This window comes from Paenibacillus sp. ALE2 (assembly GCF_054113385.1).
On the sequence record NZ_CM134213.1, the window covers coordinates 5,445,184 to 5,460,369 of the forward strand.

Here is a 15,186-nt window from a genome sequence, read left to right on the forward strand (position 1 = left end):
CTTCTCGCATAATCATCAAATTTGGCTTTAGCCAAAACGCCCGGAAATATAATCTTCCGTACGTGAATCCTGTGGCGTGGAAAACATCGCCTCTGTATCCGCTGCCTCTACTACAACCCCATTCAAAAAGAACGCAGTTCGACCAGACACACGCGCTGCCTGATGCATGTTATGCGTCACCATGACGATGGTATACGTGTCTCTTAATTCTTGAACCAGCTCTTCAATTTTCATCGTCGAGATCGGGTCCAGCGCAGATGTAGCCTCATCCATAAGTAAAATATCTGGCTGTACAGCAAGCGCCCGGGCAATACATAGCCGTTGTTGCTGTCCGCCGGACAAGCTCAGAGCAGAACGCTTGAGAAAATTTTTAACCTCTTCCCAAAGTGCTGCCTGCCGTAGGCTTTGCTCTACCAGTTCATCTAACTTGTCCTTTTGCCGGATTCCATGCAACCGCGGACCATAGGCCACGTTATCATAAATGGATTTGGGAAACGGGTTAGGCTGTTGAAAAACCATTCCCACCTGTTTACGCAGCGTTTCTACTTCCATAGTATCGCCGTATATATCCTGCCCTGCGATGCTCACGGTCCCTTCAATACGCGTTCCCGGTATCATGTCATTCATCCGGTTTAGCGTACGCAGCAAGGTTGATTTTCCACAGCCGGATGGGCCGATGAAGGCTGTTACCGTTTTTTCAGGAATATCCAGGTTTATATGTTTCAGCGCGTGGAATTTTTCATAATACAAGTTCAGCTTATCAATCCGGATTACGGAATCATTCATGGATTTATGATCTCCTTCGTGTTGCAGTTATGGTCCTCAAGCATTGCACCTGATTTGCACAATATGAAGATTATATAAGCTGTGTGTAAATTCAGTGTGGTGGATTTGTTAACGGTATGTAAAATGATCAAGAACTCAGCATGAGCTCAAGCTCCTGTGCTATTCCAGCTGCATTCAAGGCAGCTTCTTCTGCGGAACGGGACATTTCACTATTTTTAGCCTCTATTTCATCGACTGCCTGCAATAATTTGGAAAACGTTTGGGTTCCGGCAGATATAAATTTAGAGCCTGTATGAATCTGCTGCATACTCGTATCCGTCAGTTCAGCAGTGTCACGCAGCATTTGCTCAATATGAGCGAGTAAGCCGGTAATCTGTACAGAAAAAGCTTTGGTCTGGAGTGACATATTCCGAACCTCTTGAGACACAATCTGAAAGCCACGCCCGTGTTCGCCAGCATGGGCCGCTTCAATAGACGCATTGATCGCCAGCAATCCGCTGTGATCTGCCAATGCACGAATGGATGAGGCCATGCCCGCAATATCATTCAGCGATTGGGTTAAGGCTGTCATCTGCTCATGCTGGCGCTTCATTTGTTCCGTTACTGCATGATAAGAAAGCAGAACATCCTCCAGTTCCACTTTACCACGGCGGGATAATTCACTCATTGAGCGAGTTAGCTGCACACTGTCATCCGCCTCTTTCGCTGCATCCAAAACAGTCATCCGAATACGCTGGACTCCGTCATAGCTATGTCGAATCACATCGCCCCGATCTTCGTCTGCTTCTCTTTGCATTCGCTGAACGACAGACAGGATATCACGAATTGTGAGTACACCGAGTAATCTTGTCCCTTCCTTTATCAATAAACAATCGTAAAAACGCTGATCTTCACGCATCATCGCCTGTTCTACAATTTCCGCTGCCGGACTTTTCAAATCCACAATTAATGTATTCGGATCGGCAAATAGGGAAGCCGGTTTATCATAGAACAACGCCGCAGCGAACCTGCCCGTAAAATGACGATTGTATGCATCTCTCATGATAATGCCCAATGGAAGGTCATTTTTATCCACGACGATGACACAGGGGATATCTTCCTGTGCTTTCATAAGTGCTAACAGTTCTTTGCAAGACATATCCGTGCCAATGATCGGAACCTCCCGGCATGGCACATAGGTAGTAATCGGCTTGAACGTTTCACGTTCAATCACGGCAGTGGAACTCGGCTGGGTCTTTGGTTCCGTTATCATCGTTCTGAAGTCCCCTTTTTTTACTTACTTGGAGTGACGGGAACATCATATCGGTCATTTGTTGATTTTAATGGCTAGTTTTGTCAACGAAATGTAAAATCACAAAATGGACATAAAAGTTGCTGCTACGGCCTGGAAAGAGAAAAACGCTCCTCATTTATAACAAATGAGAAGCGCTTCTTTTTTTATTTACAACCAGCTTATACCCCACTCCGCGGATCGAATCAATATGAACCGAGTCGGGATCAAGCTCCAGCTTTTTACGTAAGGAGCTGACGTGTACATCCACCGTCCGTTGACCACCGATGTAGTCAAAGCCCCACACGGCATTCATTAGATCATCTCGAGTCAGGACGACACCCGGCTTGCGGGACAAATAGAGAAGTACCTCAAATTCCTTGGGTCTTAAGCTGATGGATTGACCTCCAAGAATGACTTCATATTTTTCAGGGTAGATTTCCAGCTCGCCCAGTTGAATTTTGGAGCCATCCTTCTGTTCAGACAACACTCCCTCATCCCCTCCGGATGTTCTTCGCAGCACAGCCGTTACACGGGCCAACAGCTCAGAAACGCCAAAAGGCTTTGTGATGTAGTCATCAGCACCCGACTTCAGTCCTTGGACCACCTCAGCCTCCCCGTTTTTAGCGGTGAGAATAATGATAGGTGTCGTCAGCCCCTGATGGCGAAGTCTGCTCAGAATGTCCAGTCCATTCATTCCCGGCAGCATCAAATCCAGCAGGATCAAATCGTAGGATTCTCTGGACGCTCTTTCAAACCCAGCACTGCCATGATCCTCCGTGTCCACTTCGAAACCTTCTTGTATCAAATTGTAGGATAGCAATCTGGCAAGCGTTGGTTCATCCTCAATAACCAGCAAACGTTGTCCCATTACTTCATCTCCTGTTTACCTGTTAAAGGCGCATTAGTCAAAATCTCGAAATCTTCTCCATACTCATGCGACACCCGTTTATTTTATCACGGCATTGTTAACACAATGTAAAAAATGTTATAGTTCATTCTTCCTGTTGCAATAACGGTAATTCAACGGTAAACGTCGTACCCAAACCAAGCTCGCTTTCAACCGAAAGTGTACCATGATGCAGATCAACCAGGTGCTTGACGATAGATAATCCCAACCCCGTTCCGCCCGAGTTGCGTGAGCGACCTTTGTCCACCCGATAAAAGCGCTCAAAGATACGTGGCAGGTCCTTTTTCGGTATCCCAATACCCGTATCACTGACTGTAAATACGACCTTTTCCGTGTCATGGTCTCGCTGTAGCGTTATAACCTTGATTTTTACCTTGCCGCCATCAAGTGTATAGTTAATGCCATTAGACAAAAGGTTCAGGAAAATCTGCTGAAGCTTATCTTCATCTGCCTCCATAAACAATTCATCCGGGATATCCATGTGCAGTGTAATCCTTTTCTTCGCTGCTACATTGTTCAGTTTCTCCAGCAATGATTCTATGAAAGAAGAGATATGAATTGGAGAGCAATCCAGCGGAGAGCGCTTGGACTCGATTTTGGAAAGCTCCAGAATATCGCCGATCAGTCGATTCAGTCGTTCGCTTTCGTCATATATAATTTGTAAAAAGGAACGGGCTGTTTCCTCATCTTTGACCCCGCCACCAAGCAATGTCTCGGCAAAACCCTTGACTGCGGCAATCGGTGTTTTTAGCTCATGAGAGACGTTTGCCACAAATTCGCTTCGCATATTTTCTAACCGTCGAATAGCTGTAATATCCTGCAAAAGGAACAGCATCCCCCGGTATCCCCCTTCATCCTCATACATAGGGACACCATCTAGCAAAACGAGTCGTTCTTCGGGATTGTACAAATGCACCTCACCATGTAGCCTTTCTCGGCTTTGTATACTGCCCTCAATTAGCTTTGTGAGCTCATAGTGCTTCTTCAGCTCATGATACGGCTTGTCTGTCACCCGCTTACCCGCGACACCGAGCATACGCTCAGACTCACGGTTGACAAGCGCAATGCGTTCATTAGCATCGATCATCAGAATCCCGCCTGTCATATTACTCATGACGCTTTGCAGCAGATCCTCATTGTCACGAATCGTTTTCATTTGGTTTTGGAGGCTGTCAGCCATACGATTAATGGCTTCACCCAGTTGTCCTACCTCATCCCGGCGCTGTACGCCGACCCTTGCGTCATAATCCAGTCCTGAAATACGGTTGGCTACCCCTGTAATATGTTCAATGGGCGAGGTGAGGCTGCGAGCAATACGATAGCTCATCAGTCCAGCAGCAATAAACAGCAACACAAGACCAATCCCGATGGCCGTCCAGCCGCGCTGCATTCCCTCTTCCACCGCTTTCAGACTCATGGACAAACGGATATATCCGTCAAAGCCCTTCTCCGATACAACAGGCTCAGCGACATATAGCATGTTTCGTTGCAAAGTTTCACTGTAACGTATCGTCCGTCCGATTCCCTCTGACGTAGCTTGTCGTATTTCTTCACGGGATGCATGGTTTTCCATTTTGCGCGGATCGCTTAACGAATCACCCACCACCGTCCCGTCCTTACGAATGAAGGTCACTCGCGAATCGGTCAGATGGGCAATTTCCTTCGCCTTCTCAGAATAATAGGAGACGTAATCTGTGCTGGATAGGGCATTAGCATTAACAAATGGGAAAGTAGCGCGAAGCAAGTCAATCTCGCGGCCCATGTTCTCCTCTAGCACCTTCATATTCGAATTTTTGAAAATTTGTCCCATAGTGATTCCAGCAGCAAGGACAGATACGCCAATCAAAATCAGCATGATCAGGGTAAGCCTGAAACGAAACGATTTCATAGAAATTTGCCCATCCTTTTATGTAAGTTAATCTCATTCTACAAGCTACCTGCATTATGTTCCACTGTGAAAAGAAAAAAGGCCGGAGCAAAAGACTGCCCCAACCTTTTCTTTATCCTCTTATCCGTTTACAACTTCACCGCCATTGATATGAATAACCTGCCCGCTTACATAAGACGAATCGTCTGAAGCAAGGTACACATAAGCTGGCGCCAGTTCTTCCGGCTGACCCGGTCGCTTCATGGGCTGTGCTCCTCCAAATTCGCTGACCGTCTTGGCATCAAAGGTAGACGGGATTAACGGTGTCCAGATCGGCCCTGGGGCTACAGCGTTCACTCGAATACCTTGATCCGCCAAATTGAGTGATAGGGAACGAGTGAATGATGTGATTGCCCCTTTGGTGGAGGAATAATCAATGAGTGTCTTATTCCCAGCGTATGCGGTAATCGACGTTGTGTTGACGATCGCGCTCCCTTTCTTCAAATGTGGCAATGCCGCTTGTGTTAGGAAGAACATACCGAAGATATTCGTGCGGAAAGTGCGCTCCAGCTGTTCCTTGGTGATATCTTCCAGCTTTTGCTGTGGATGCTGCTCGGCCGCATTGTTCACGACGATATCGAGCTTGCCCAATTCGTTCACCGTCTGTTGCACTGCTTTTTTGGCAAATTGGTCATCTCCGATATCGCCAGGAATCAACACGCATTTGCGTCCTTCCTGTTCGACCTGACGTTTGGTTTCTTCCGCATCCTTATGCTCATTCAAGTAGACGATAGCTACATCCGCACCTTCTTTGGCGTACGTGACAGCTACAGCCCGCCCAATTCCACTGTCTCCACCAGTAATCAGTGCAACTTTGCCTGTTAGCTTGCCAGCCGCTTTGTAAGTTGGTTTTTCAAATTGCGGTGCAGGCGTCATTTTGGACTCAATCCCCGGTTGCTGTTCCTGGTGCTGCGGGGGCAAGGTTTGCTGAGGTTGGTTGCTTTTAGCCATTGTACATTCTCCCTTCAAAATCAGATATTTTTTAGGATGCAACATTTGCATCCACTCTACTCCTGATTTACCACACAAACTTATCCGTTAAACGAAAAAAGAAAAATCCAGCTATGTGAGCACACAAAAAAACGACCTATGCTTATTCTGCACAGACCGTTTTTTCAACGTTAGCCGTTGTCATTATTCAATTCCAACCGCTCATAAAATGATTCATTAAATAATATGGCTGTATACCATTAAAAACGTAATTAAGATCATGAAAACGGCCAACAGTGTACTGAACATTCGCACTTTACCAGCGTATTGCGTAATTGGCTGTTGGTTGCGAACCGCTTCCAGTGACAATCGTAATGGCTTACCCATAGCACCTGCGATACCAGAAATAGCAAGAAACAACAACAACACGACCACGATCCATGCTACCGAATAAGACTTCCAAGCAAAAATCATATAGATGCCGCTAATAAGCACAAGGATTAGTGCAAATTGCGCCAAACGGTTCAATAGCTGCACAGCCGATATCGTTCCCTCCTGCGCGCTTGGAGCCAATTTGTCGATTTTGCCCACGACGAAGGGAAGCAATAAATAAAAGCCCATTGCCAGTGATCCAATAATGTGAATAAAAAACATTCTTTATAACCTCCAATTCTTTGTTTTCTTACAAACTGATTTTTCCATAGAACGATCATATTCCAACGAATGACTAGCATCTTTGCAATGTTTTGGGACATGCTTTTCTATGTAACTATTAATGCATATGAACTCTATTATACCGGGGAAGTGGGTCAAAGCAAAGGAGTATGAGGGGGAAAGTTTCAACTCGGGTGGATGCTTGTCCGCAATCATTCCGTTCGCTCCGCTGGTGCCAGCAAATCCTAACTGAAACTTTCAATATTAAAAGAAAAGGAAGAAAACAATAGACTATTTAAAAATAAAAGAGGTGGCCGACAGCCATAACTATGACTTGTGGACACCTCTTTAAGTAAAAAAGTATACCGTTTTAGTAGCAAATCGTATTTATACGTTGACTATTTTAGTCACATTACGAACCGCTTCGGCAGATTGATCGAGCGCTGCTTTTTCTGCAGCTGTCAATTCCAACTCGAACACTTTTTCGATGCCGTTACCGCCAAGAAGTGTAGGTACACCGAGGAACAGGTCCTGATAGCCATACTCTCCTTCCAGGTAAGCAATGACTGGTATAATCCGCTTTTTATCTTTTACAATCGCTTCTGTCATTTGCGCAAGCGAAGCTGCCGGAGCATAATATGCGCTGCCATTACCCAATAGGTTAACGATTTCTCCGCCACCCACTCGTGTACGTTGTACAATCGCTTCGATACGTTCCTGAGAAATCAGGTTATCGATAGGTATACCTCCTACGCTGGAATAGCGTACGAGCGGCACCATATCATCACCATGCCCTCCCATAACGAAACCGCGCACGTCTTCAACCGAAACATTCAGTTCCTGTGCAATAAAGGTACAATACCGAGCCGTATCCAACACACCTGATTGGCCAATAACCCGATTTTTCGGGAAGCCAAGCGTTTGGTACGCCGTATAGGTCATAGCATCGACCGGATTACTCAGAATAATGACGATAGCATTGGGCGCGTACTTCTTCACATTCTCACATACGGATTTTATAATTCCTGCGTTCGTGTTGACCAAATCATCACGGCTCATCCCCGGCTTGCGCGCGATCCCGGCTGTAATAATGACGATATCCGAGTTGGCTGCATCCTCATAATTAGAAGTGCCCATGATCTGGGTGTCAAATCCCTGCACTGGACCAGCTTCCAAAATATCAAGCGCTTTGCCTTTAGTCGGATTCTCTAGTTGCGGAATATCAATGAGTACGATATCACCTAACTCCTTCTGAGCCAGCAGCAATGCGGTAGTGGCACCGGTAAAACCGGCGCCAACAATGGATATTTTTTTGCGTTGAATGGTCAAGTAGTATTCCCCTTCCTTACAGGTTACTAATAATAGTGTCCGCGAACTCGGAGCATTTCACCTGTGTAGCACCGTCCATCAGACGGGCAAAGTCATAAGTTACAATCTTTTTATTAATGGACGTCTCCAGCCCCTTGTAAATCAGGTCAGCTGCTTCTTTCCAGCCCAAATGTTCAAGCAGCATAACGCCGGACAGAATTACGGAACCAGGATTCACTACGTCTTTGTCTGCATATTTTGGAGCTGTACCATGCGTAGCTTCAAAGATAGCATGCCCGGTTACATAGTTAATGTTTGCACCTGGCGCGATCCCAATTCCACCAACTTGAGCAGCCAAAGCATCGGACAGATAGTCCCCGTTCAGGTTCAGCGTAGCAATGACATCAAATTCAGAAGGACGAGTCAGCACTTGTTGAAGTGCAATATCAGCAATCGCATCCTTAATAATGATTTTGCCTGCATCTTCAGCTGCTTTTTGAGCTGCATTTGCCGCATCCTCACCTTCTTTTTCCTTGATGACATCATACTGAGCCCAAGTAAATACTTTATCTGCAAACTCTTGCTCAGCTACTTCATAACCCCAGTTTTTGAAGGCACCTTCGGTAAATTTCATAATGTTACCTTTGTGTACGAGCGTTACACTCTTGCGCCCATGGTCAACGGCATACTGAATAGCTGCCCGTACCAGACGCTTTGAACCCTCGGAGGAAACTGGCTTAATCCCAATTCCTGAGGTTTCAGGGAAACGGATTTTATTCACGCCCAGCTCATGCTGAAGGAACTGAATTACCTTTTTCACGTCTTCAGACCCTTCGGCATATTCGATCCCTGCGTAAATATCTTCTGTATTCTCACGGAAAATGACCATGTCTACCAACTCAGGACGTTTTACTGGAGATGGGACACCGTTAAAGTAGCGAACAGGACGCAGGCATACGTATAAGTCCAGTTCTTGGCGCAATGCCACATTCAATGAACGGATACCACCGCCAATAGGTGTCGTAAGTGGACCTTTAATGGCTACAATATACTCACGGATGGCTTCCAAAGTATCGTTAGGGAGCCACTCGCCGTATGTATTGAAAGCTTTCTCACCAGCGAATACTTCATACCAGGCAATCTTTTTCGTGCCGTTATATGCTTTTTCTACAGCCGCGTCCAGTACGCGCTTGGAAGCTTTCCAGATGTCGCGACCTGTGCCGTCACCCTCGATAAACGGAATTACCGGATGATTTGGAACCTGCAGTTGACCGTTATCAATTGTAATTTTTTCGCCTTCAGTTGGGAGCTCAAACTTTTCAAATTTCGCCATAAGTTCCTTTTCCTCCTCAGATATGAATGGGTACAGGACGAAAGACATGATCTTTATCACAGACAAAAACGTATATCTCTCGCCGACCCTTCTATTGTACCTTATTTTTTAAATTCAGGGTATACAACCTCAATCTTCCTCCAAAGGTTAGCGCAACTCTGGGGACACATATTTTTGATCCATCGGACCTGTGTATTCCGCACGCGGACGAATCAAGCGGTTATTTTCATACTGCTCCAAAATGTGTGCAGTCCACCCCGATACACGGCTTACAGCAAAGATAGGAGTAAACAGGTCCCTCTTGATACCCAACTGGGTATATACGGAGGCAGAATAAAAATCCACATTCGGCTTCAAGCCTTTTTGCCCTGTTACAATACTCTCAATTCGAACTGACATATCAAACAACGTAGTGTCGCCGTTCATTTCTCCCAGCTCGCGGGACATTTTGTGCAAATGCTTGGCACGCGGATCACCGTTTTTATAGACACGATGCCCAAAGCCCATAATTTTTTCGCGGTTATCCAGTTTGGCCTGAATATAGGAGTCCACCTGATCCAATCCGCCAATCTCCTCCAGTGTTTTAGCAACAGCCTCATTGGCCCCACCATGTAACGGTCCTTTTAAGGCCCCAATGGCAGACGTGATCCCGGAATAAATATCTGATAAAGTGGCTACCGTTACACGCGCAGCAAAGGTCGAAGCATTCAATTCATGATCGGCATGCAGCACGAGGGCCTGATTGAACGCCTTAATAGCCGTCTCCTCCGGATCCTTGCCAGTCAGCTGATACAAAAAGTTTTCAGCAATGGAAACACCTTTTTTAGGCGCAATTGGTTCCAAGCCTTCGCGTATACGCGCTATGGCTGCCACAATTGTGGGCAATTGCGCCTGAAGCTTGACGGTTTTGGTCACATTGGACTCTCTTGACATATCATCCGCCTCTGGGTCATACAAAGCAAGAGACGATACAGCTGACCTCAAGGCAGCCATCGTACTCAATTCTTTCGGGTATAACTTTAATTGAGTAATAATTTCATCCGGAATAGCAGCATATTCGCTTAACTGGCTGCGAAGCTCTTGCAATTGCTCTTGGTCAGGTAATTTTCCAAACCACAACAAATAAGCTACCTCTTCAAAATCGGCGTTAACAGCCAAATCATCAATGTTATAACCCCGGTACGTGAGAACGCCATCTACGATAGAGCTTATGGAGGAAGTGGTCGCTACGATCCCTTCCAGACCTTTAGTCGCTGTCATCGTTACATCTCTCCTTTGTAAAAACATTGTGAACGGACTTGCAATGTAAACATTTTCAAAAGTAAGATATGTCTTTTATTTAGCTGAGTAATGTTAACGCCATATGTCAATATTTAAACCTTCTTTCACTATACTGGATTTTGTCGTTTATGTGAACATTGAGGGCTATTCCAACACATTCAAATGTTTTATCGCATCTATAAAGAAATTTTTGAAACCCCTTACAAAATATATGCGTTCATTTGCACTTTTTTACATAGGTCTTGTCTTACCCTCCTCCCGCATAAGTATAGTAGAGCACTTCCTTTAAGGAGTGCCATCGAAAAGAAAGGAGTCGTGAGAGCTTGAGTCGGTTAATCTTGAATCGCATATTTCGTGCTCTATGGGTCGTAATCGTGATTGTAGCTCTGTTGCTGGGCATATATATGCTGTTCCCTCTCGTTTATCCTTTCCTATTCGCCTGGCTTGTGGCCTATGCTATGAACCCATTGGTCGTTTTTTTGCGTAACAAGGCTCGTATGCCACGTTGGGCGGCTGTCACGGTCTCCTTATTTGTATATTTAGGCGGAATCGCAATCATCCTGTCTGCTGCAATCACCCGAATGGTTCGAGAAATGATTAAGCTGGCCATGACTTTTGACGGGCATATCGAGCGTTTTAAAAGCCTGTTTATTGATTGGACGCAAAGCGATTTAATCCAAAATATAATTATTGAAATCAACCATTTTATTCGGGATAATCCCGATTACCAACACACCATTAACAGCAATATTGATAAAACGACTCAAACCGTCAGTTCTGCTGTTACTACGCTAGTCGGTCAATTTTTTAATGGGGTTTTAAATTTGCTAACCTCTCTGCCTAATATGGGAGCTGTGCTAATGGTTATTGTATTAGCGGCCTTTTTTATTAGTAAGGATTGGGATCGACATAGTCGAATACTTTCGAATACGGTTCCTGATACGATCCGCAAACCATTGTCAGATATTTGGCACGATCTGCGTAAAGCATTGTACGGCTATTTGCGTGCACAGTTTATTATCATTTCCATTACGGCATTAACGGTTATCATTGGGCTGTTCATCTTGCGTGTGGAATCGGCCTTTACCATCGGTTTGATGATCGGGCTGGTGGATTTGTTACCTTATTTAGGGGTTGGCATTGTGATGATTCCGTGGACACTGTATGCGTATATGTCAGGGAATTTGGCACTAGGGGTTGGATTGTCGATCCTCTATGCCATCCTGTTGATTGGACGGCAGATCGTGGAGCCTAAGGTGCTGGCCAGCAGCGTGGGATTGAACCCGCTTCCCACCCTCATCGGTATGTTCATCGGGCTCAAGCTGTTTGGCGTTTTAGGACTCATTATCGGACCTGTATCACTCATCGTTCTTGATGCACTGAATCGTGCAAATGTCATTCAGGACTTGCGCAACTACATTCTTGCTGGAAGAGTCCGCTAGGTTATAGAGAGGGGACAACGGCAGCTCAGTCAAAACCGCCGAAACGTAATACTGCCGTTTTTCATTTTTTTCTCCAGCCACTTTAATAAAAAACGTCGGTACAATACTCGTGTTAAAGGAAACACCAACGTAAAACCAATAATATCCGTTATAAATCCAGGGATAAGCAGCAAGCTCCCGCCGAAAAACACACATAATCCATCCAGCATTTTACGGCCAGGCATTTGGCCCCGGTTCATTTCATTTTTGGCATCGGCAATCACCTTTCGACCTTCAAATTGCATCATGGCAGCGCCAATCAGGGTCGTCAGAATAATGAGCAGAATAGTTTTCCCCGCTCCAATCCAGTGACTTACCCATATAAACCCGTACAGCTCCGCCAAAGGAATAAGCAGCAGCAACAGCCACAGACGTTTACGCATCATCATGACTTCTGTCCCTCCCGCCTGTAAAAGCAAACCTTAACGCAGTGTACAACTCAGGCAGTGCCTGATCGAGCCGAACGGGCTTCCAGTCGGTATTCAACCACACATGTCGTGTCGATCCTGTGACCAGCAGTTCTCCCGGCAGCGTGTCAGCCTCTGTCCATACCTTTCCCACATTGTTTTGGTGCTCCTCATCCGTTACCCGTCGAACCTCATAAGTATAGTTCAGACGTAGTCTGGAGAAGTCCGTAATAGCGGTATAGATAGTAACTAAATCATCATATCGAGCAGGGCTCGCATATTTCGCATTGATTTCAATAACTGGCAGCAAAACTCCTCGATCCTCCATGCTCCGGTAGTTAAAGCCTGCCTGCCGAATCATTTCCGTACGCCCGATCTCAAACCAGTTTAAATAATTCGCATGATACACGACCCCCATCTGGTCGCTTTCCTGATAACGGACACGTAGAGGTGCGCCATACCATCGTAGTTGCGTTTGTTTCTCCTCTTGAGTCATACAAGCTCTCCTATCTTTGTGCATCTTTATCTCTATTTTGCCCTCTCTCCATTAAACCATATTTACCGCCTGGGAACAAAAAGAGGGCCGAACCATACGGCTCTCCCTCTCAAAGCATTTACAACAATGGCTTTATTATTGTGGCAACGGCTTGGACAGTTTATAATATCCACTTTCCGAAGCCAGTTTCAATAAGCTCTTCGCCTGACTTCCCGCCCAGGCGTAACCAAGTCGTCTTTCTTCACTAATTTTCATGATGTCCGTATACTTTTTGCCATCTCGGTCTGAGAAGAAATACTTATTGTCCTCCACGTTGTAGAAACGATACCACATCACGCTTGATGCATCCTTTTGGAAAAACTCCGGACCTTGACGATTGTATTTCATACCGTCGATCCGATTCGTGTCAAACCATTTCAAGGCACTCTGAGCTGCTTTTTTCACCTCAGTCGTCTGCGGTTGAGACATTAAGAATGCGGTAATGCCTACCGATTCCGTCGTTGTTTTGGAAGCAAGCTCGAATGCTCGCGCAGGCACAGATTCATAAGTAATCGGATCATGCTGTGCTCCCCAGATCGTTGGTGTGCCATTGTTTACAATTTGAGCTTTTAGTGTATACTGTACGCCTTTATTCAGAGCCTGCTGAAGTCTGGAGCGATATGTATTGTCAAGAATATCGCTATCAAACGGCTGTCTTTTGTTTACAATGTCATCTGCCAGTACCATCACTCTAACCATAGCATCATCGTTGTAGGTTGCGGCATCAGAATAATTACCACGTTTAGGGTATACCTGCGGCCAAGCGCCAGAGGAATATTGAGAGGTTAGTACGAAATCAACTGCTTTTTGTACACTGTTTTTAATGTCTTTGTTTTTAGTTTTTTTGTATACATCCGCTAAAAAGCGGATCTCGGTTGTCGTGGCCTCGTTATCAAACGTTCCGAGTTCAACACCATCCTTGCTCTTCCATGTAGAACGTGCTGCCTTGCCATCCCATTTGGATTTATAATTCTTTTCCATCGCTTTGAAGAATCCACCATGCGGCAATTGCCACGATACAATATTCAAAGCAAGCGTAGTGTCCTTGGATGTATTTCCTGTAGAAAATTTACTAAAATCACGATACTTGTCCAGCAAACTACTCACATTCACACTAGCCAGTGGAACAACAGCATTTTTGTAAACGTTTGCATCATTGTATACAGCTTGGGTAACACTCGCACCTGCATCAGTCACATTCTGCTCAGCTGCTGCCCATGAAGGGCTAACAAGTCCAGTTGTTAGGGTAATAGCCATTCCAGAAAAAGCAATCCATTTGACAGATTTTTTAACGTTAAACTTCATTGCAAACCTCTCCTTTAATTGGATTGTGGTATTTCAAGAACTATTAAACACATGTATTATATGAAAATATAACCAAATAATCAATATATTTTATTATATACAAATATAAGAGTTTACTAAACTAATAAAAAAACATCTTACCAATACTAGATTAGTAAGATGTTTATCATGTTTTATATCTATAACAAGTCGTCAATCTGGACGGCTTATCCAAAGCGACCCATGATATACTCTTGAGTCAACTCGTTTTCAGGATTGGTGAATATATCGTTTGTTTTCCCATGTTCCACCAAACTTCCAACATAAAAATAGGCAGTATAATCGGAAATTCGTGCAGCCTGCTGCATATTGTGCGTCACAATAACGATGCGCAGTTCTTTTTTCAATTCGCTAATAAGCTCTTCCACCTTGCCTGTAGACACAGGGTCCAGCGCGGAAGCTGGCTCGTCAAGCAACAGAATTTTCGGTTGAACGGAAAGTGCACGTGCAATACAAAGCCGCTGCTGTTGCCCGCCAGACAGAGCAAGAGCCGAATCGTGAAGACGATCCTTGACCTCATCCCATAATGCCGCCTTACGCAGGCTGCTTTCGACGATTTCATCGAGCTGCTTCTTTTTGCGCACTCCCCGGTATTTAGGACCGAACGCAATGTTATTATAAATCGATTTGTAAAAAGGGTTAGGCCGTTGCCACACCATGCCTATTTGCTGACGCAGCTTGATCACGTCCGTCTCAGGTGCCGTTAAATCCTGTCCGTCCATCCAAATATGTCCCGTTGTCGATGAAGACGCAATCTCATCATTCATTCGGTTAAGGGAACGCAAAAAAGTCGATTTACCACAGCCGGAAGGCCCAATCAGGGCGGTCACGGTCTGCTCTGGAAAAGCTAAGTTTACTTTTTTCACGGCCTCAAAGCTTCCGTAATAAATACTCAAATCCTCAGTACTGAACGGATGTGGCGCTTGCCCCGCAAGTTGTTCTGAACGCGTAGACTGAACGGATGTTGCTGGTGTGGCGGTTTTTGCCGTTCGTGTAATCACATGTTCCATTGTCTCCATC

The 15,186-nt window shown here is 45.2% G+C and carries 14 protein-coding genes; 1 reads left to right on the forward strand and 13 read right to left on the reverse strand.

Features of this window, described 5'->3' with window-relative positions:
* Positions 1–27: 27 nt before the first annotated feature.
* From pstB (ACXHJ1_RS23500) to citZ, 9 genes are all read right to left on the reverse strand, one after another.
* Positions 28–786, reverse strand: a complete 759-nt coding sequence (pstB, locus tag ACXHJ1_RS23500) for a phosphate ABC transporter ATP-binding protein PstB (protein WP_016819635.1) — start codon at positions 784–786, stop codon at positions 28–30.
* A 127-nt stretch (positions 787–913) separates the two neighbouring features.
* A complete protein-coding gene (locus tag ACXHJ1_RS23505; RefSeq protein ID WP_107734367.1) occupies positions 914–2,038 on the reverse strand; it encodes a methyl-accepting chemotaxis protein in 1,125 nt (374 codons plus the stop codon).
* A 157-nt stretch (positions 2,039–2,195) separates the two neighbouring features.
* Positions 2,196–2,927, reverse strand: coding sequence for a response regulator transcription factor (locus ACXHJ1_RS23510; protein ID WP_013370356.1), 732 nt, complete (start codon positions 2,925–2,927; stop codon positions 2,196–2,198).
* Positions 2,928–3,051: 124 nt separating this feature from the next.
* A complete protein-coding gene (pnpS, locus tag ACXHJ1_RS23515; RefSeq protein ID WP_457905314.1) occupies positions 3,052–4,854 on the reverse strand; it encodes a two-component system histidine kinase PnpS in 1,803 nt (600 codons plus the stop codon).
* A gap of 120 nt (positions 4,855–4,974) precedes the next feature.
* Positions 4,975–5,844 (reverse strand): SDR family oxidoreductase, encoded by an 870-nt coding sequence (locus ACXHJ1_RS23520; RefSeq protein ID WP_025364514.1) that lies wholly within the window; start codon positions 5,842–5,844, stop codon positions 4,975–4,977.
* Positions 5,845–6,060: 216 nt separating this feature from the next.
* Complete coding sequence (locus tag ACXHJ1_RS23525; protein ID WP_017425909.1) at positions 6,061–6,477, reverse strand: hypothetical protein; 417 nt, start codon at positions 6,475–6,477, stop codon at positions 6,061–6,063.
* 387 nt (positions 6,478–6,864) lie between these two features.
* Positions 6,865–7,806 carry a malate dehydrogenase gene (mdh, locus tag ACXHJ1_RS23530; protein WP_016819630.1) on the reverse strand — a complete coding sequence of 314 codons (942 nt, stop codon included), beginning with the start codon at positions 7,804–7,806 and terminating at the stop codon, positions 6,865–6,867.
* Positions 7,807–7,822: 16 nt separating this feature from the next.
* Positions 7,823–9,118 (reverse strand): NADP-dependent isocitrate dehydrogenase, encoded by a 1,296-nt coding sequence (gene icd / locus ACXHJ1_RS23535; protein WP_457905315.1) that lies wholly within the window; start codon positions 9,116–9,118, stop codon positions 7,823–7,825.
* Positions 9,119–9,265: 147 nt separating this feature from the next.
* Positions 9,266–10,378 carry a citrate synthase gene (gene citZ, locus ACXHJ1_RS23540; protein ID WP_016819628.1) on the reverse strand — a complete coding sequence of 371 codons (1,113 nt, stop codon included), beginning with the start codon at positions 10,376–10,378 and terminating at the stop codon, positions 9,266–9,268.
* Between the two features lie 344 nt (positions 10,379–10,722).
* On the opposite strand from citZ, the gene ytvI reads away from it, so the two are divergent.
* A complete protein-coding gene (gene ytvI / locus ACXHJ1_RS23545; protein ID WP_016819627.1) occupies positions 10,723–11,841 on the forward strand; it encodes a sporulation integral membrane protein YtvI in 1,119 nt (372 codons plus the stop codon).
* A 29-nt stretch (positions 11,842–11,870) separates the two neighbouring features.
* On the opposite strand, the gene ACXHJ1_RS23550 is transcribed toward ytvI, so the two are convergent.
* From ACXHJ1_RS23550 to pstB (ACXHJ1_RS23565), 4 genes are all read right to left on the reverse strand, one after another.
* Entirely contained in the window at positions 11,871–12,269 is a 399-nt protein-coding gene (locus ACXHJ1_RS23550) for an FxsA family protein (protein ID WP_013370347.1), read from the reverse strand.
* Entirely contained in the window at positions 12,256–12,783 is a 528-nt protein-coding gene (locus tag ACXHJ1_RS23555; protein WP_457905316.1) for an acyl-CoA thioesterase, read from the reverse strand. The genes ACXHJ1_RS23550 and ACXHJ1_RS23555 overlap by 14 nt, the downstream gene beginning before the upstream one ends.
* Before the next feature lie 135 nt (positions 12,784–12,918).
* Complete coding sequence (gene pelA, locus ACXHJ1_RS23560) at positions 12,919–14,127, reverse strand: pectate lyase (protein ID WP_016819625.1); 1,209 nt, start codon at positions 14,125–14,127, stop codon at positions 12,919–12,921.
* Positions 14,128–14,333: 206 nt separating this feature from the next.
* Complete coding sequence (pstB, locus tag ACXHJ1_RS23565; RefSeq protein ID WP_457905317.1) at positions 14,334–15,176, reverse strand: phosphate ABC transporter ATP-binding protein PstB; 843 nt, start codon at positions 15,174–15,176, stop codon at positions 14,334–14,336.
* Positions 15,177–15,186 lie beyond the last annotated feature (10 nt).